We start from the raw sequence: 17,389 nt of genomic DNA on the forward strand, positions 1-17,389 counted from the left end.
AGAAGGCTATCTTATAAAGGTCCGGGCTTACTTGTCCGGTTTTTCTTTGTTTATAGGCTTTGAAAGGAAACGCAAAACATTCTCTTTAAAGAGGTTCTATGGCATGACATGAGTTATTTTCGAGGATGAAAAATTTATTCATAACAATGGATATTGAGATGAAGTATTGTCAACAATGGGAATACAATGAAAAATTAATGGAAATAATAAGAATAAATTCGAAACAAGCTTGTGATTATCATATTTCGCAGTAGAAGGGGAGTAGGGAAATGGACTTGTCAATTTGCCCAATATGTGGAATGTTTTGCGGCAGTAGAAAAGTGTTGAAACAACACATGAACGGTATTCATAACTCGGATCTACCAGTTGAATCGGTTGAATCGCAATTTTTTCCTAAAAAAGAACAATGGGTGGAAGTCACAAACTCAGATGGTAAAAAATTCAAAGGAATCATCTCCGAATCTTATCAAGATATTTCTGTTGTTGAATTATTCGGACTGAATTATACTCCCGGTAAAGTCTACAAACGTTTTTTTAAGTCTTTTCCGAATAAATCTATAACTCCTTTACCAAGTGATGTGGAATCGCAAGAAGATATTGATATGCTGATTGATTTAGCTCTATGCATGCATGATGAAGACTGGTTTCGAAAATTAACAAATCTACAAAATCAATAATCTAAAATCGGGTTTTCAAATTCTGTTCAACTCATATCATTTCTTATTAAGGAAGGGGATGATTACCAAATTTTAATTCTCCTACAACTATTCCGTCCTCAGTTTTCAAAAGAACTTTATAATTTATTGCTTTAATTCCATTTTGTTTGTTCATTATTTTAAGTTCCGAATATATCTCTTCTATAACTTCAATATGCCGTATTGTATCTAAACTATTTAATGACGTTTCAATGATAATCGACTCTTTATTATCAGTTTTTATGTTGACCACTTCATTAAGATCTTTCAACTTCTCTACTATTATTATTTGTAAAAAAGTCAGTAGTCCAATCTCTGTTGGAGGTTCTTTTTTAGATAATGCCTTATTATCAAGTGGTTCTGGAGAGATAGTTAACGCATAAATTAAAGCTACGAATAAACAAACGAAAATACCAAAGGAGATCATAAACTTTTTCAAAAAAACACCTCCATATTAAAAATTTTGTTCACGAGCAGCACCATTTTCCTAAGTCTAAATTTAGGAGAACAGAGCTGTTGTGGACATTTTTTTCTTGAAATAGAAAGAATGAGACTTCTATTATGTAAACCGAAAGTATTGTTATCAGAATACGCCTACCTTTATTCATTTATGTCTAGTTCCGCAAAGTATGTGGATGTATCGATATATCCATAGTCCAAGTTAATCGACGAAAAAAATGAACACGATGATTCCTTTTTGGATAAGTGAAGAACGATTATTTTAAAACTTTAAAGAGGAAGGTCGTTACAGATTTAGGGATTATCCATTAAAATACCAGATTTCTAAGGTATGTGTCCGCAGCTAGCCTCATCTCACTTAATCTATCTAAACTGTCACTTTCAGTATCAGATGAATAGATAACAAAAAATGTGGTGGGCAAGTCTGTAGTTAGTAATAGAGTCAACCTTGCGAACAAACCAGTCAACCTCGAACGCAACTCCAATACATAAAATAAACCAAACCAAACCTGAAAATATTTTCCATCCATTGATTAAGAACGTTCGTTCGGCGTATAATTAGATAAAGAACATTTGTTCGTTTCAGAGGAGGAAGGCTTTTATGTATGAACAATACCAAGATCGAAAAATCATCTGTCTCGATATGCGAAGCTTTTATGCAAGTTGTGCGGCAGCTGATGAAGGTCTTGACGTAATGAAAACCCCGATTGCGGTTATTGGAAATCTTGAACAGAAAGGAAGTATTGTTTTAGCGGCTTCACCCCCAATGAAAAAAGAATTTGGTGTAAAAACAGGTACGCGCTTATTTGAAATTCCTGAACATCCATCCATTCGCTTAATTCAACCCAAAATGGGCTTTTTCGTGAGGGTTTCGATGGAAATTACCCGATTACTCAGTGAATATGTACCAAAAGAAGCGATTCACGTTTATAGCGTAGATGAAAGTTTTATTGATTTAGCTGGAACGGAACGGTTGTGGGGACCTATCGAAGAAACCATTCAGCGTATTCAAGACGAGTTACTTGAAATGTTTCAATTACCTTCTGCAATGGGCATGGGACCAAATATGTTAATGGCTAAGTTAGCTCTCGATTTAGATGCCAAAAAAACAGGATTCGCACGATGGACCTATGAAGATGTGCCAACGAAGTTATGGCCAGTATCTCCCCTTAGTGAAATGTGGGGAATCGGTTCTCAAATGGAAAAGAAATTGAATGCTATGGGGATTTTTTCAGTGGGAGATTTAGCCAAAACTGAGTTAGCGACGCTTGAATCGAAATTTGGGGTAATGGGTAACCAGCTCTACCATCACGCATGGGGAATTGATTTATCAGATCTTGGTGCACCTATTATTGAAGGACAGATTAGTTACAGTAAAGGGCAAGTTTTGTTTCGTGATTATCGTAAAACGGAAGATATTCTTACGGTTGTACTTGAAATGACAGAAGACGTGGCGAGACGTGCACGTGAAGCGGGGAAAATTGGACGCACCGTGCATCTCGGTGTTGGTTACAGTAAAGACGCTTTTGGGGGAGGGTTCCATCGTTGTCGTTCAATGGAAGAAGGCACAAACGATACAATGAAAATTTACAATATGTGCGTAAAAATATTGCAAGAACATTTTGATGATCGACCTGTTAGGCGTTTATCTGTGACATTGTCGAATATAGAACCTGAGCATTCCATGCAGCTCAGCCTATTTGAAGCGGAAAAATGGCGCAAGCGCAAGCTCGGTTCGACCATGGATCATATTCGTAGTAAATATGGTTCAGCCGCTTTACTACGTGCCGTTTCCTATACCGATGCAGGGACAGCTCGAGCTCGTGCTAAATTAATTGGAGGACATAAAGCAGAATAGCAAAGGAGGAGTGACGCTATGTTACGTGACCGTGGACGAATGAAATGGACCGCGATGATGCTACCGGAACATGTACGTATGCTTAGAGAATGGCAACAAGAAGAAAGCCACACGAAACCCATTGAAGTAGATGAGCAACAATTGGAAGAATGGCATTATATCATTTCCGAAGCAATGGCTGCCGGTGAGCTACTTTGTATTGTCTATACAAAAGAGGGAGGGAGTGAGGAGGTACTTGGTACTATTCAGCGCATTGATTTAAACCGCGGGATGCTCAGGCTAGCATCGGAAAAAGAAGGTACAATATGGATTCCCTTTGAACACATCCAAACTATTTCCCAACCCGAATAATCTTCAATTTGTATCTTCTCTAAATCCCAAATATTTGCTAAACTAATTAAGGTTGAAAAAAGAATCGGGGGATACCTGGGTGAAAGTATTTTTAGATTTAGGGTGGTTTTTTAAAGAGAGAAAGAAACAGTACATTATCGGCATCATCATGCTGATGGTCGTTGCATTTTTGCAACTGTTGCCACCTAAAATAATTGGTTATGTCGTCGATGAGATTCGACTAGGCACCTTAACGAGCGAAGCACTTTTAAAAGGGGTGCTGTTGCTTGCTAGTGCGGCACTTGCGATGTATATCATTCGTTATTACTGGCGCATGTTAATTTTCGGCTCGGCAATTTTGCTTGCACGTCAATTGCGTGCCCGTTTATTCCGGCATTTCACGCGCATGTCACCGCGATTTTATCAAAAGCGACGTGTTGGCGATTTAATGGCACATGCGACTAATGATTTATCAGCAGTCCAACAAACGGCTGGAGCGGGTGTGTTAACACTTGTAGATTCTGTGACTACAGGCAGTTTTGTTATTGCAGCGATGGCAATTACTATTGATTGGAAATTAACGCTTATTGCACTTATTCCAATGCCGATAATGGCGTATTTAACAAATTACTACGGGAAACTATTACACAATCGTTTCCATTTTGCACAAGAAGCATTCTCCAGCTTAAATGATAAAACGCAAGAAAGTATTTCAGGTATAAAAGTTATTAAAACATTTGGTCAAGAAAAAGAAGATATTCAAGACTTTGTGAAGTTATCAGATGACGTTGTAGAAAAGAACATTCATGTAGCGAAAGTTGATTCTTTATTTGACCCCACCATTTCTGCAATTGTTGGTGTTTCGTTTTTCCTATCCATTGTGTTTGGTGCACGATTCATTGTTGCAGGAGATATGACAATTGGTGATTTAATTGCTTTTACAGCCTATTTAGGTTTACTCGTCTGGCCGATGCTAGCTTTTGGCTGGTTATTTAACATTGTCGAACGTGGCCGTGCTTCTTACGATCGGATTCGCACGCTTCTCGCCGAACCAGTAGATATTGATGACGCGGAACATGCACTTGATGTAAAAGCGCAGGGGGACTTAGAAGTTACCATCGCTGAATTTAAGTTTCCTGAGGATGAACGTGCCGCACTTAGAAATGTTCATTTCTCAGTAAAACGCGGTGAAACGTTAGGGATTGTTGGGAAAACAGGTTCTGGGAAAACCGCCATATTAAAGTTGTTACTTCGTGAATTTGAAGGGTATGATGGTGCGATTACATACGGTGGTCATTCAATTAATGAATATAAAAAAGAGCGTCTACGTTCGGCTATTGGTTACGTACCACAAGATCACTTCTTGTTTTCAACAACGATTGCTGGCAATATCGCATTTGCGAATACGAGTGCGGCAATAGAAGAAGTGTATGAAGCGGCTCGTCTTGCACATATTCACGAGGACATTATGAACTTCACGAGTGGTTATGACACGATTGTTGGGGAACGAGGGGTATCCCTATCCGGTGGTCAAAAGCAACGAATTTCGATTGCCCGTGCATTAATGATGAAACCCGAATTGCTTATTTTAGATGATTCACTATCGGCAGTCGATGCTCGAACGGAAGAAGCAATACTTGAGTCATTGAAAGCTTCTCGTCTAGATGAAACAACCATTATTACGGCTCATCGATTAAGTGCAATTCAGCACGCACATCAAATCATCGTCATGCATGAAGGAACCATTGTTGAAAAAGGTTCCCACCAAGCACTGATGGAGCGACAAGGGCGTTACTATGAAATGTATCAATTACAACAACTAGAAGCACTCGTTGAAATGGGAGGTGAGGTGTAATGGAACATCAGCCGAAACTAACCAGTAAAGATCAAAGTATGATATTAAAAAGGCTTATTTCATACTTAAAGCCACACAAAAAAGTCATTATATATGCCTTAATCTTACTTGGGTTAACCGTCATTGGAGATGTAGTTGGCCCACTCTTAATTAAAACGTTTATTGACGACTATTTAACTGCACGAAATTTCCCAACAGGACCTCTCGTAGGACTTGCGAGTGCATACTTATTTATTCAAATAACCAATGTATTTATTAGTTATTTCCAATTGCTGAAATTTCAAGAAATCGCACTAAAAATCATTCAACAAATGCGTATTGATGTCTTTACTAAAGTTCAAAACCTTGGGATGCGTTATTTTGACAAAACCCCAGCAGGAAGTATCGTGTCTCGGGTAACGAATGATACAGAAGCAATTAAAGATATGTTCGTAAGTGTGCTGGTTGGCTTTGTACAAAGTGCCTTTTTAGTTGTAGGTGTATACATTGCCATGTTTATCTTAAACGCAAAACTAGCAATGGTAACACTGTTGCTACTGCCCATACTGTTTTTAATTATTAGTGCTTATCGTCGTTATAGTTCGGTATTTTACCAGGATTTACGTGAACGATTAAGCCAATTGAATGCAAAACTAGCAGAATCTTTGCAAGGGATGTCAATGATCCAGGCATTCCGACAAGAACCTCGCTTAAAGGATGAGTTTAACGATATAAATGAACAACACTGGAAAGCCGGTAAACGTAATATTAAAATGGATAGCTTGTTACTAAGACCCGCTATTGATTTGGTGTATGCACTGGCACTTATCATGTTACTTAGTTATTTTGGTATTACCTCTTTTAGTAATACAATAGAAGTCGGCGTTATCTATGCCTTTGTGACGTATATCGACCGTTTCTTTGAACCGATAAATCAAGTGATGCAACGTTTATCCATTTTCCAACAAGCTATTGTTGCAGCTTCTCGTGTTTTTAAATTGCTAGATGAAGAGGAACTTGTACCTGTTCAAGCCAATACGAAAGCTCGTATTGAGGCTGGTAAAATTGAATTCAATAACGTAACATTCTCTTACGATGGACAAACGGATGTATTAAAAAATATTTCTTTTACTGCTTACCCTGGAGAGACGGTAGCACTCGTAGGCCACACGGGTAGTGGTAAAAGTTCTATCATTAACTTGTTGATGCGTTTTTATGAATTCGAACAAGGTGATATATTGATAGATGGACAGTCTGTAAAAGATTATAAGTCACAAGAGTTGCGTGAAAAGATGGGCCTAGTTCTACAAGATCCATTCTTGTTCTACGGTACCATTGAAAGTAATATACGTTTGCACAATCCAGATTTGACTGACGAAGAAGTTCAAGATGCAGCTGAATTTGTTCAAGCAGATGCATTTATTAATGAGTTGCCAGATGGCTATAAACAAAAAGTTACAGAACGAGGTTCAACATTTTCAAGTGGCCAACGTCAACTCGTCGCATTCGCGCGGACGATGGCAACTGATCCGAAGATTTTAGTGCTTGATGAAGCGACTGCAAACATTGATACGGAAACAGAAGTTGCTATTCAGTCTAGTTTGAAGAAAATGCGTCAAGGGCGAACTACAATTGCAATTGCACATCGTCTAAGTACTATTCAAGATGCTGAATTAATTCTTGTTCTCCATCAAGGGGAAGTCGTAGAACGTGGCAATCATCAACAGTTACTTGCGAGCAAAGGACTATATCACAAAATGTATTTACTGCAAAATAATATTGTGGTAAAGAGTCTATAAACAACAAAAGAGGACACAATTGTGTCCTTTTTTGTTTAGACAAAAAAATGTCACAATCAATAATGACGTTATTTGAATGATTTTTTGTTACGATAAACGAAGAACTGTAAAGGAGCGACCGTGATGACTACAGATATCAATTTATTGCTGGCATTTGGAGCCGGGTTTCTAAGCTTCATCTCACCATGTACTTTGCCTTTATATCCAGCATTTCTTTCGTATATAACCGGTATGACATTAGACGAATTGAAAACCGATCGTGGTGTTTTACAAAAGCGGGGAATGCTCCACACACTATTTTTCCTATTAGGCTTTTCAATTATCTTTATTGCTCTTGGTTTTAGCACAAGTTTGTTTTATACCTTGTTCCAACAAAATCAAGATTTAATTCGCCAGGTTGGAGCTATTTTTATCGTCTTGTTTGGATTGATAGTTATTGGCATATTCACACCTGAATTTTTAATGAAGGATAGAAAAATTCATTTTAAAAATAGACCAGCTGGTTATCTTGGAACAGTATTGATTGGGATGGCGTTTGCAGCAGGGTGGCAACCGTGTACGGGGCCAATCTTAGCATCGGTTTTTGTATTGGCATCGGCTAATCCAGGGTCAGGTGTATGGTATATGTTAGCCTATGTTCTGGGGTTTGCTATTCCATTCTTCGTATTGTCTCTATTCATTACACGTCTAAACTGGATTCGAAAACACAATGCAAAGATTGTGAAAATCGGAGGATATATTATGATTGCTGTCGGCATTCTGTTGTTCTTTGACGGTATGACTCTCATTATCCGTATATTAAGTCCGTTTTTTGGTGACTTCCAAGGATTTTAAGGTAAACTGAGAACAACGATGAAAAGGTGGTGTTGAGATGGAATCCATAATAAATTATGAAAAATGGCAAGAAGTCGTTCAACACGAAAACCACCTTTTGTTATTTGTGAAAACGACCAATTGTTCGGTATGTGAAGGTCTATACCCACAAATCGTTTCTCTTAAAGGCAACACGTCCATCCCGTTTTATGTTGCCAATGCAGCAGAAATACCTAAATTAGCAGGACAACTCGGCTTATTTTCAGCACCCATAGTACTATTATTCAAAGATGGACAAGAGTTTGCACGATTTGCTCGGTTTGTACCTGTGCAAAAAGTTTTAGATAAACTACATGAATTAAAGAAATGGGAGGAATAAGATGATTGAACAAATTCCTTCGCAGTGGTTAGTCATTGGATCAACAATTGTAGCAGTTGTCATGGGTACACTGGTTATGACGGTGAGAGCAAAATCCACGAAAAAACCAGTTAGCGCAAAGAAAATTATATTGCCGCCACTTTTTATGTCGACTGGTGCCTTAATGTTTGTATTTGAATATTTCCGAGTAGCTCCGCTCCAAATTATAGAAGCATTTGGTGTTGGACTTCTTTTTTCAATCGTTCTAATTTGGACATCCAGATTTGAAGTGAAAAATGGAGATATTTATTTAAAGCAATCGAAGGCGTTTATTTTTATATTAATTGGACTGGTAGTTGTTCGATTAGTAGCAAAAATCATCCTGAGTTCGACTATTGATGTGGGAGAACTTAGCGGTATGTTTTGGATACTCGCTTTTGGAATGATTGTGCCATGGCGTATTGCAATGCTGGTTCAATATAAAAAGATAGAAAAAAAGACGATGAATAATCCAAAACAAAAACCGACCTTAATCACATAGGTCGGTTTTTGTTATTGTAAAAATCCAAGTCCGATAATCAAGTGGTACTTTGAACTTTTCCTATTTAAAATAAATGTTCATATGGTGTCATATCAATTTCTAATGATTTTAGCTTTTTCCGTAAGAATTTGTGATCTCTCTTCGGAGTTGCTTGAATATATCCACGAATAATATGGTCATGTTCAATTGAATTTGCATTTTCTTCTAACGCAATTTTAGCGACTTTGCCTGCTATTTTCTGTTTAGCAACCGGACGAAACAAGTCAGGGACAGGCGTTACGAGTTCGTTCAACAGTGCTTTAGCTTGATCTCCCCATAAATGAAGGGATTTATTCACATAATATTCTTCCCAATCAAGCACAGATTTTCCATCATCTTTCGGCAACACTTTTAAAAACTTGCGGAACATAAAGTAGCCGCCAATGGCGAATAGTCCAGCAAGTACAAAAACCCAAAATACTATAAACCATAAAAACCAACCTTCTAAACCCAACATACTCACCTCTTATGTACTATCCTTCTATTATAAAAGGTTCCTCGTAAAAATACACGCACTAAGTATGATTTCTTTTGAATTCTCTTTATATTAACTTGATGTTGTGAAATATATTTATAATAAATCATCAGTTGCCACAAATTCGTAAGAAACAATGAATACTTCTATCTTGAATTAGAAAAAGTCATTCGTTAAGATGAGAAGGAATGAAAGTGGGGAGAGTCCATGATGAAGCGTAAAAAAATGTTCATACTTATAGTTTTGAGTGCCATTATACTAACAGCGTGTAATTCGTCTAAGTTTAAAGCTGAAACCGATTGGGAAGTTGAATCCTTTTCACACGAATCACAAAGAGGCGAAGAAGTCTCTTTAGAAAATTTAAAAGGTAAAGTGTGGTTGACAACTTTTATATTTACTAATTGTGAAACAATATGTCCACCAATGACTATGAATATGACAATGGTACAAGACGAATTAATTGAATTAGGTGTAACAGACTATAAAATAGTAGCATTTAGCGTGGACCCTGAAGTGGATACACCCGAAATCATGGCGGATTTTTTAGCGAAGTTTAACCCACCTGATGAATCCAAATGGGAACTACTATCAGGATATGATCCAGAATATATGGAGCAATTTGCTCGTGATTCATTTAAGGCGCTTGTAAAAAATGACCCTAGTTCTAACCAAGTAGTTCATGGGCAGAGTTTTTATCTAGTAGATCAAAAAGGTGTTGTGGTTAAAAGTTATAATGGCTATCTAGAAGTACCAAAAGAAGAGATAGCTTCTGATATGCAAGCTTTAATTGAACAAGGCAAATAAAAAGGATGGGCTGATACCAACGGTTTTCCGTTTCCTATTGCAAAACGCAGAATTACACTTTAAAATTCAACAGAATTTGCATACCTATTTGAATCATATTTGTAGTAATATTTTTAATTAAAAATAATAAAGGGGCTGTCCCAAAAGTCATAGACAATGACTTTTAAGGGCAGCTCTTTTTTCATATAAAAATGACGCTGTCGATTTCCGTTACAACGAACTTTCATGTTTCGAAGCTAGCGTAGCGATGCAGAAACAGGCGGACGCTTTCCGTGGGCGGTCCGTGAACCTCCTCAGGCCAACAGGATGTTGGCCTGAGGAGGCTTCGACTCGTGACGTGGCGTCTTAGCCTTCGTTCCATTGTGCGACTGCGGGGTCTCACCGAACACGCTTTTCCCGCCTAGTTGATTGAAGTGCAGGTGGCGACTTCTGCGGGAAGAGCATGAGCTGAAGGCCCCGGAGGAACGCAGTGACGAGGAGACTGAAGCCATGTCCGCGAAAAGCGTCCACCGTAACGGAAATAAACGGGTTTCTATGGTTGGTTATCCTTTTTAAAAGGACCGGGCATACTGTGCCCGGTTTTTCTTATGTATTTCATATTTTTCGATGTTTTAATAAGTCTCGAATTTCTTCAAGTAATCCTTCTTTTGCATCTACTGCTGGTCCAGTAATTATAACTTTTTCTTTTTTCTTACTCTGGAATTTCAACATTCCTTTTACAACCATAAAAATAGAGAAAGCTATAATAATAAAGTCAAAGATTGATTGGATAAATTTCCCATACATCACTTCAGCACTTCCAACTTCAAACATCTGTGCTGATAAATCAACCCCCCCAATTAATATACCAATTAATGGAGTAATAATATCTGATACGAGAGAAGATACCATATTACCGAATGCCGCTCCAATTACTACTGCTACAGCTAGGTCTAAAACATTTCCTTGTAATGCGAAATTTTTAAAAGCCTGTAACATTTTTTATCCTCCTTGTATAATTTAGGTATCTAATGACAACAAACAGGTGGAATGAAAGTACCTGTAGAAGATATATGATAAAATAGTATAAAAATAGGATGCGATAGAATGAAGAAACAAAAGAAGAAAGAAGTATCTGTGAATATAAAACTGTTATTACTTATTCTTATGTTGCCAGTTGCTATGACAATTTTCGTGTTAACAAGTGTTTACTGGGGAGATATCAAAAGACTTCCCATTACTTCCGTATTGACAGAATCATTAAAGGAAGTACCAAAAAAGTTGATTGATATAGATATCCCAAAAAAGTATATACCAATTTATAAAAAAGCAGCCAAAGAATACGGGATTCCATGGACATTACTCGCTGCACATCATCGAATTGAAACTAGATTTTCAACCATGGATCCACTTCTTTCACCAGTAGGTGCAGAAGGACATATGCAGTTCATGCCTTGTACATTCGTCGGCTGGCAGCATCCTAGTTGTTCAGGTCTAGGAAAAGGTGCTATTTCAGATGATGATAAAACAAACCCCGATGTTATTGCTAAGTACGGAGGATATGGAATTGATGCCAATGAAGATGGTAAAGCGGATCCTTATCAAATTGAAGATGCTATGTTTAGTGCTGCGAACTATTTAGCAAATAATGGGGCATCTACGGGAGATCTTGAACGTGCAATATTCATGTACAATCGTAGTGATGAGTATGTGGAAGATATCCTTTATTATTACCACATGTACGAAGAAGAGTGAAGCAAGGTGGGACGAGCATTATTTTCATCATAAAAAAGAGTCGTTCTCATTTGAACGACTCTTTTTTTAAAAAGATTATTACCTTACAGCTTTTAAAATAAAGCTTACGACAATAATTAAAATAATTGCCCCAATAAGGGCAGGAATAAGTTGGATGCCAGCGATTACTGGTCCAACGGTAAATAACCCGATTTCTCCGCCAATCCAAGCACCAACAATACCAGCAACAATGTTACCAATGAATCCACCAGGCAAGTCTTTCCCTAGAATTAGTCCTGCTACCCAACCTACAATACCACCAATAATAAGATATAAAATGAGTTCCATTTTCGTCATCTCCTGTTCAATAATTGTGATGTTTCTTACTAACCATAGATTTGCTTTAACCATAGTTTTAAACTATCGTATTTCTTCCTCTTATTATATGTATGAAAAGTGTTTGTGATTTAGAATTAATCACCATCGAAATGTTCTTCTAATAACGGTTAACTTGGATTAAAAATTAAGTGAAAATTCCATGTCATTTTTTACGTGATTCGTCATAAAATAATCTAAGAATGTGCAATTATTGTCGTTAGTTGTCTTAATAAAGGTTAATAAAATTAAAAGAGAGGTTGTTGGGATGGATCGAATAAAGATGAAAAAACTCAATAAACAGGCATTCTGGTTTATGGTTATTAACACGGTATTTATATTTAACCTGGCTTTTGACATCTTTCAATTCTATGTGAATAAATAATCTGTCTATCTTCGTATTAAATAACACATTTTCTTCAAATGCCACATAGTGAGTATTAAATATCTGGGAAAGTTAAATTGAAAAATGGACCGTAACCAACCAATCTCTATACCACGATGAGTTATCTGTTTTAAAAATAGGAAGGTAAACTCCCTAAATGGATGCGTTACTTCAATTTGAAGTAGCGCATCTTTATTTTGACGTCATTAATCATGGAGGGTATAAGTAAAAGGTATTGGTAACTTCAGATGTAATATTAACCGTTACGATCCAACAGGATATAACAATTAATTATATTGTCAGTATATCTAATTAGTTACGTATTCTATTGTTCAATGAGTCATCGTTTTAACTAATGCACCATTAAGACGTTAGATTGTAGATTTAGTGAGGATTCAAGTAATATAAGAATAAAGGTGAATTTTATGTATCATACAAATCCTATTCTTTTATACGATGGAAGCTGTGGTTTTTGTCAACGTTCTGTGCAATTTATCCTACAACATGAACGTAGTGAAACGATTTATTTTGCACCACTTCAAAGTGAACTTGCAAATAAAATTAAAAAAGAACACCCACAACTGCAAAACATTGATTCAATTGTCTTTGTTAAGGGAAAAGAAGTATTAGTGGAGTCTGATGCAGCATTAGCACTTACAGCGTATTTGAATGCTCCCTACCACATGGCACTATATGCACGATTTGTTCCAAGATTCTTCCGTAACTATGTTTATCGATTCGTAGCAAAATACCGACATCGTTTGATGCGGAATAACGATGCGTGTTTATTGCCGTCAGCACAACAACGGAAACGGTTTTTAAGTTAGCAAAGGAGATATGCACACATGTTTTTAGAAGAAAATAATGCAATTCGAAAAGAGTTATTTCAATCAATTGAGGGATTATCTGAAAAGCAGTTCAACACAACCCCATCAAATGGATCATGGTCTCCTAAACAAATTTTTGAACATCTTGTACGTATGGAGACTGTCATTGCAACTAATATTGCAAGAGAACTTAAAAATCCTAAAAGTACAAAGTCTATGAAAAAACCTATCTTTATAACAACTTCACGACTTTTAAAAGTAGAGGCACCTGGTTATACAACACCAACTGAAGACTATAAATCAAAAGAGGAGATGAAAAAAGCACTTCATGAATCACGACTATTCTTATTAGATGTCTATGAATCTAGCCCTAAAGAAGCATTTCGTGAAAAATCTTTCAAACATCCTATTTTTGGTAAGGTACCGTTGATTCAATGGTTCCCGTTTGTAGGATTGCATGAAAAACGTCATTTAAAGCAATTGCTAAAAATAATTAAAATGATCTAAGGTCATAATGAATACTTATCACATCCTATAATTTTTATGTAATTTACTTATAAACTAGATTACGTTATGATTAGAAATGGAGAAAAGAAGCTAGTAATATATTAAAGCCTTTTCAAAAGATTAAAGGAGGAAAAGACATGGCAAAGAGTAACTTGCACAATAGCCGTACTTCTTTCGAATTAAACGGTAAAAAGTATAACTACTACCGATTAGCAGCGTTAGAAGAGGCAGGGATCGCAAATGTTTCCCGACTTCCTTATTCAATTAAAGTATTACTTGAGTCCGTTTTACGCCAACACGACGGATATGTTATCAAAGATGATCACGTAGAAAAATTGGCAAACTGGGGTAAAGACGTTGATCCTGAAGCGGAAGTACCGTTTAAACCTTCACGTGTTATCCTTCAAGATTTCACTGGTGTGCCAGTAGTCGTTGACTTAGCAGCACTTCGCTCAGCAATGGCTAAAATGGGTGGAGACCCAAACAAAATCAACCCAGCTATTCCAGTTGATTTAGTTATTGACCACTCAGTTCAAGTAGACAAATACGGTACATCCGATTCACTTCGCATTAATATGGAGTTAGAATTCGAACGTAATGCAGAACGTTACCAATTCCTTAGCTGGGCTCAAAAAGCTTATGACAACTACCGTGCTGTTCCACCAGCAACAGGTATCGTGCATCAAGTAAACTTAGAGTATTTAGCAAACGTTGTTCATGCAGTAGAAAATGCAGATGGTTCATACGAAACGTATCCAGATACATTAGTAGGTACTGACTCACATACAACAATGATAAATGGTATCGGTGTTCTTGGATGGGGTGTTGGTGGAATAGAAGCTGAGGCAGGTATGCTTGGTCAACCTTCATACTTCCCAATTCCTGAAGTTATCGGAGTTAAACTAACAGGTGACCTTCCAAACGGCACTACAGCTACCGACTTAGCACTTAAAGTAACTGAAGTATTGCGTAAAAAAGGTGTAGTAGGTAAATTTGTTGAGTTCTTCGGAGCTGGCGTAACAAAACTACCACTTGCTGACCGTGCGACAATTGCTAACATGGCTCCTGAGTATGGAGCAACATGTGGTTTCTTCCCAGTTGACGAAGAAGCACTTGCATATATGCGTTTAACTAGTCGTGATGAAGAACACATCCAAGTAGTAAAAGAATATTTATCTGCAAATGGTATGTTCTTTACAGTTGATAATGAAGATCCAATCTATACAGACGTTATAGAACTTGATTTATCTACTATTGAACCAAATATGTCAGGTCCTAAACGACCACAAGATTTAATTCCTTTGTCTCAAATGAAACTTGAGTTCAACAAAGCGGTTGTAGCTCCTCAAGGCAACCAAGGATTCGGTTTATCTAAGAAAGAATTCAAAAAATCTGCAACAGTTACACTAGATGGCAAAGAAGTGGAAATTCCTACAGGTGCTATCGGAATTGCAGCAATTACATCTTGTACGAATACTTCTAATCCTTTCGTTATGATAGGTGCAGGTCTTGTTGCCAAAAAAGCAGCTGAAAAAGGTTTACGTCCACCAGCATTTGTGAAAACCTCACTTGCTCCGGGTTCAAAAGTAGTAACAGGTTACTTACGTGACGCTGGTCTTCTTGAGCCACTAAGTGCTGTCGGATTTGACTTAGTTGGATACGGTTGTACAACTTGTATCGGTAACTCAGGTCCAATGCTTCCTGAAATCGAACAAGGTATTATTGATAACGATCTGCTAATTACTTCTGTACTATCAGGTAATCGTAACTTTGAAGGGCGTATTCACCCATTAGTAAAAGGGAACTATCTCGCTTCACCACCACTTGTTGTTGCTTATGCATTAGCAGGTACGGTAGATATCGACCTTCAAAACGAATCACTTGGAAAAGACCAAGCTGGTAACGATGTATTCTTTGCTGACATTTGGCCTTCAACTGAAGAAATCAAAGAAGTAATGCTTAAGACCGTTACACCTGAATTGTTCCGTAGCGAATATAAACGTGTTTTCGATGAAAATGAGCGATGGAATGCAATACAAACACCAAATGATTCCTTGTATACATTTGATGAAGATTCAACATATATTCAAAATCCTCCATATTTCGAAGGATTATCTATTGAACCAAGTGACATTCAAACATTAGCTGGCCTTCGTGTTGTTGCGAAATTCGGAGATTCAATTACAACAGACCATATTTCACCAGCGGGTGCGATTGGGAAAGATACACCTGCAGGTAAATACTTGCGTGAACGTGGAGTAGAAGTACGTGACTTTAACTCATATGGTTCTCGTCGAGGTAGTCATGACGTGATGATGCGTGGTACGTTTGCTAACATTCGTATTCGTAACCAAATTGCTGCAGGTACAGAAGGTGGATTTACCACTTACTGGCCAAACGGTGAAATCATGGCAATCTATGATGCTGCAATGAAATATCAAGAAGATGGTACTGGCTTAGTTGTTTTAGCAGGTAAAGATTACGGTATGGGATCTTCACGTGACTGGGCAGCAAAAGGTACGAACTTACTTGGCATTAAAACTGTTCTCGCTGAAAGCTACGAACGTATTCACCGTTCTAACTTAGTGATGATGGGTGTTTTACCTCTTCAATACTTAGCAGGTCAAAGTGCAGAAACACTTGGCTTAACAGGAAAAGAAGAAATCAGCGTTAGTATTGCTGAAGGAGTAAAACCTCGTGATATCCTAAAAGTTACTGCAAAAGCTGAAGATGGATCTGTGAAGGAATTTGATGTTCTTGCACGTTTCGATTCAGAAGTTGAAGTTGATTACTATCGTCATGGTGGTATCTTACCAATGGTACTACGTGATAAATTGAAAAACTAAAATTTTTATGAGAAGACTGTCCTTATGGGCAGTCTTCTTTTCATTTATTAGAAAGATATTACTGTTAAGCTCTTCTGCTCGCTATGTACAACATTGCGACTTTCGCACGTCAACCAAAATCAAAAATACGATATCCCCATTGATTGAAGGGGCGTCGGACGCAACCCCCCCTCGCAAGATTGCCTGTATGGGGCCCTTAGTGAAGCGAACGTTACTTCACTAAGGGGCCTTTATTCTTCAGGTTATGATGCAAATGCAGTAAGTTTGCCGTCCGAAGCGACCTGGAAAACGAAGGCGATACAGTTGGGAAACCCTTTTACTAACACTCTAATTATTAGTAATTGATTAAAATGAGCGGGTGTAAATTGCCCGGTTTTTCTTAAAACATAAGAATGAATATAAAATCGAAGTGCCATGAACCCCGTGTTCATGGTGTTTTTAGTATATGGAGAGTAACATGCTAAACCGAAATGCCTTAGATGTGACTCTCGTTAATTCGATTAATGTGAAGTTGTGATTTTCTTTTTTAGAAACGCAAGTTTCCTCTCAGTCTAGTGAATTTTGTTCAGTGATATATCCTTTTTTAGTAATATTTGGATTTCACATCAAAAATCGGCCTATTTAAATATAGGTGTGGGTACTTTCATTTTACAAGATAGGACGTTTTTATATTTATTTTTTACACTATTATCACTGTTGATTTTTAAATGAAGAATGATTGTAGTGAAAGG

The 17,389-nt window shown here is 37.3% G+C and carries 17 protein-coding genes; 13 read left to right on the plus strand and 4 right to left on the minus strand.

From position 1 onward, the window contains the following. Positions 1-269 precede the first annotated feature (269 nt). On the plus strand, positions 270-677 hold the full coding sequence (locus B371_RS0109430; protein WP_019414063.1) for an IDEAL domain-containing protein: 408 nt from the start codon (positions 270-272) through the stop codon (positions 675-677). A gap of 46 nt (positions 678-723) precedes the next feature. On the opposite strand, the gene B371_RS0109435 is transcribed toward B371_RS0109430, so the two are convergent. Then, a complete protein-coding gene (locus B371_RS0109435; protein WP_019414064.1) occupies positions 724-1,134 on the minus strand; it encodes a hypothetical protein in 411 nt (136 codons plus the stop codon). A 621-nt stretch (positions 1,135-1,755) separates the two neighbouring features. Between B371_RS0109435 and B371_RS0109440 the strand changes: the two genes are divergently transcribed. From B371_RS0109440 to B371_RS0109470, 7 genes are all read left to right on the plus strand, one after another. Further along, positions 1,756-3,012 (plus strand): UV-damage repair protein uvrX, encoded by a 1,257-nt coding sequence (locus B371_RS0109440; protein ID WP_019414065.1) that lies wholly within the window; start codon positions 1,756-1,758, stop codon positions 3,010-3,012. Positions 3,013-3,030: 18 nt separating this feature from the next. Continuing rightward, positions 3,031-3,363, plus strand: a complete 333-nt coding sequence (locus tag B371_RS0109445) for a YolD-like family protein (protein WP_019414066.1) — start codon at positions 3,031-3,033, stop codon at positions 3,361-3,363. Positions 3,364-3,442: 79 nt separating this feature from the next. Then, positions 3,443-5,197: an ABC transporter transmembrane domain-containing protein gene (locus tag B371_RS0109450; protein WP_019414067.1), complete on the plus strand. Its 1,755-nt coding sequence runs from the start codon at positions 3,443-3,445 to the stop codon at positions 5,195-5,197. Beyond that, positions 5,197-6,975 (plus strand): ABC transporter ATP-binding protein, encoded by a 1,779-nt coding sequence (locus B371_RS0109455; protein WP_019414068.1) that lies wholly within the window; start codon positions 5,197-5,199, stop codon positions 6,973-6,975. The genes B371_RS0109450 and B371_RS0109455 overlap by 1 nt, the downstream gene beginning before the upstream one ends. Positions 6,976-7,098: 123 nt before the next feature. After that, positions 7,099-7,809, plus strand: a complete 711-nt coding sequence (locus B371_RS0109460) for a cytochrome c biogenesis CcdA family protein (protein WP_019414069.1) — start codon at positions 7,099-7,101, stop codon at positions 7,807-7,809. A gap of 37 nt (positions 7,810-7,846) precedes the next feature. Then, positions 7,847-8,167: a thioredoxin family protein gene (locus B371_RS0109465; RefSeq protein WP_019414070.1), complete on the plus strand. Its 321-nt coding sequence runs from the start codon at positions 7,847-7,849 to the stop codon at positions 8,165-8,167. Between the two features lies 1 nt (position 8,168). Beyond that, complete coding sequence (locus tag B371_RS0109470) at positions 8,169-8,687, plus strand: CcdC family protein (RefSeq protein ID WP_019414071.1); 519 nt, start codon at positions 8,169-8,171, stop codon at positions 8,685-8,687. A 64-nt stretch (positions 8,688-8,751) separates the two neighbouring features. On the opposite strand, the gene B371_RS0109475 is transcribed toward B371_RS0109470, so the two are convergent. After that, positions 8,752-9,183 carry a DUF2621 domain-containing protein gene (locus B371_RS0109475; RefSeq protein ID WP_019414072.1) on the minus strand — a complete coding sequence of 144 codons (432 nt, stop codon included), beginning with the start codon at positions 9,181-9,183 and terminating at the stop codon, positions 8,752-8,754. Between the two features lie 228 nt (positions 9,184-9,411). On the opposite strand from B371_RS0109475, the gene B371_RS0109480 reads away from it, so the two are divergent. Continuing rightward, positions 9,412-10,005 (plus strand): SCO family protein, encoded by a 594-nt coding sequence (locus tag B371_RS0109480; RefSeq protein ID WP_019414073.1) that lies wholly within the window; start codon positions 9,412-9,414, stop codon positions 10,003-10,005. A gap of 594 nt (positions 10,006-10,599) precedes the next feature. Here B371_RS0109480 and mscL read toward each other — a convergent pair. Continuing rightward, a complete protein-coding gene (mscL, locus tag B371_RS0109485; RefSeq protein WP_019414074.1) occupies positions 10,600-10,983 on the minus strand; it encodes a large conductance mechanosensitive channel protein MscL in 384 nt (127 codons plus the stop codon). A gap of 108 nt (positions 10,984-11,091) precedes the next feature. On the opposite strand from mscL, the gene B371_RS0109490 reads away from it, so the two are divergent. After that, entirely contained in the window at positions 11,092-11,739 is a 648-nt protein-coding gene (locus B371_RS0109490) for a lytic transglycosylase domain-containing protein (protein ID WP_019414075.1), read from the plus strand. 78 nt (positions 11,740-11,817) lie between these two features. Here B371_RS0109490 and B371_RS0109495 read toward each other — a convergent pair whose 3' ends face one another. Then, positions 11,818-12,066 carry a GlsB/YeaQ/YmgE family stress response membrane protein gene (locus tag B371_RS0109495; RefSeq protein WP_026023014.1) on the minus strand — a complete coding sequence of 83 codons (249 nt, stop codon included), beginning with the start codon at positions 12,064-12,066 and terminating at the stop codon, positions 11,818-11,820. 837 nt (positions 12,067-12,903) lie between these two features. Here B371_RS0109495 and B371_RS0109505 point away from each other — a divergent pair. The 3 genes from B371_RS0109505 (at position 12,904) to acnA (ending at position 16,658) form a co-directional block, all read left to right on the plus strand. Continuing rightward, complete coding sequence (locus tag B371_RS0109505) at positions 12,904-13,305, plus strand: thiol-disulfide oxidoreductase DCC family protein (protein WP_019414078.1); 402 nt, start codon at positions 12,904-12,906, stop codon at positions 13,303-13,305. An 18-nt stretch (positions 13,306-13,323) separates the two neighbouring features. Continuing rightward, positions 13,324-13,812 (plus strand): DinB family protein, encoded by a 489-nt coding sequence (locus B371_RS0109510; protein ID WP_019414079.1) that lies wholly within the window; start codon positions 13,324-13,326, stop codon positions 13,810-13,812. A 137-nt stretch (positions 13,813-13,949) separates the two neighbouring features. Then, entirely contained in the window at positions 13,950-16,658 is a 2,709-nt protein-coding gene (gene acnA, locus B371_RS0109515) for an aconitate hydratase AcnA (protein WP_019414080.1), read from the plus strand. Positions 16,659-17,389: the final 731 nt, after the last annotated feature.

Origin of the sequence: Paenisporosarcina sp. TG20 (genome assembly GCF_000286315.1) — a bacterium.
Lineage (GTDB): Bacteria > Bacillota > Bacilli > Bacillales_A > Planococcaceae > Paenisporosarcina.

Bases quoted from the DNA above. Each gene is read 5' to 3' on its own strand.
- B371_RS0109475 (WP_019414072.1), bottom strand. From the start codon at position 9,183: ATGTTGGGTTTAGAAGGTTGGTTTTTATGGTTTATAGTATTTTGGGTT.
- B371_RS0109430 (WP_019414063.1), top strand. From the start codon at position 270: ATGGACTTGTCAATTTGCCCAATATGTGGAATGTTTTGCGGCAGTAGA.
- B371_RS0109455 (WP_019414068.1), top strand. From the start codon at position 5,197: ATGGAACATCAGCCGAAACTAACCAGTAAAGATCAAAGTATGATATTA.
- B371_RS0109495 (WP_026023014.1), bottom strand. From the start codon at position 12,066: ATGGAACTCATTTTATATCTTATTATTGGTGGTATTGTAGGTTGGGTA.
- B371_RS0109465 (WP_019414070.1), top strand. From the start codon at position 7,847: ATGGAATCCATAATAAATTATGAAAAATGGCAAGAAGTCGTTCAACAC.
- acnA (WP_019414080.1), top strand. From the start codon at position 13,950: ATGGCAAAGAGTAACTTGCACAATAGCCGTACTTCTTTCGAATTAAAC.
- mscL (WP_019414074.1), bottom strand. From the start codon at position 10,983: ATGTTACAGGCTTTTAAAAATTTCGCATTACAAGGAAATGTTTTAGAC.
- B371_RS0109505 (WP_019414078.1), top strand. From the start codon at position 12,904: ATGTATCATACAAATCCTATTCTTTTATACGATGGAAGCTGTGGTTTT.
- B371_RS0109460 (WP_019414069.1), top strand. From the start codon at position 7,099: ATGACTACAGATATCAATTTATTGCTGGCATTTGGAGCCGGGTTTCTA.
- B371_RS0109490 (WP_019414075.1), top strand. From the start codon at position 11,092: ATGAAGAAACAAAAGAAGAAAGAAGTATCTGTGAATATAAAACTGTTA.
- B371_RS0109480 (WP_019414073.1), top strand. From the start codon at position 9,412: ATGAAGCGTAAAAAAATGTTCATACTTATAGTTTTGAGTGCCATTATA.
- B371_RS0109445 (WP_019414066.1), top strand. From the start codon at position 3,031: ATGTTACGTGACCGTGGACGAATGAAATGGACCGCGATGATGCTACCG.
- B371_RS0109440 (WP_019414065.1), top strand. From the start codon at position 1,756: ATGTATGAACAATACCAAGATCGAAAAATCATCTGTCTCGATATGCGA.
- B371_RS0109470 (WP_019414071.1), top strand. From the start codon at position 8,169: ATGATTGAACAAATTCCTTCGCAGTGGTTAGTCATTGGATCAACAATT.
- B371_RS0109510 (WP_019414079.1), top strand. From the start codon at position 13,324: ATGTTTTTAGAAGAAAATAATGCAATTCGAAAAGAGTTATTTCAATCA.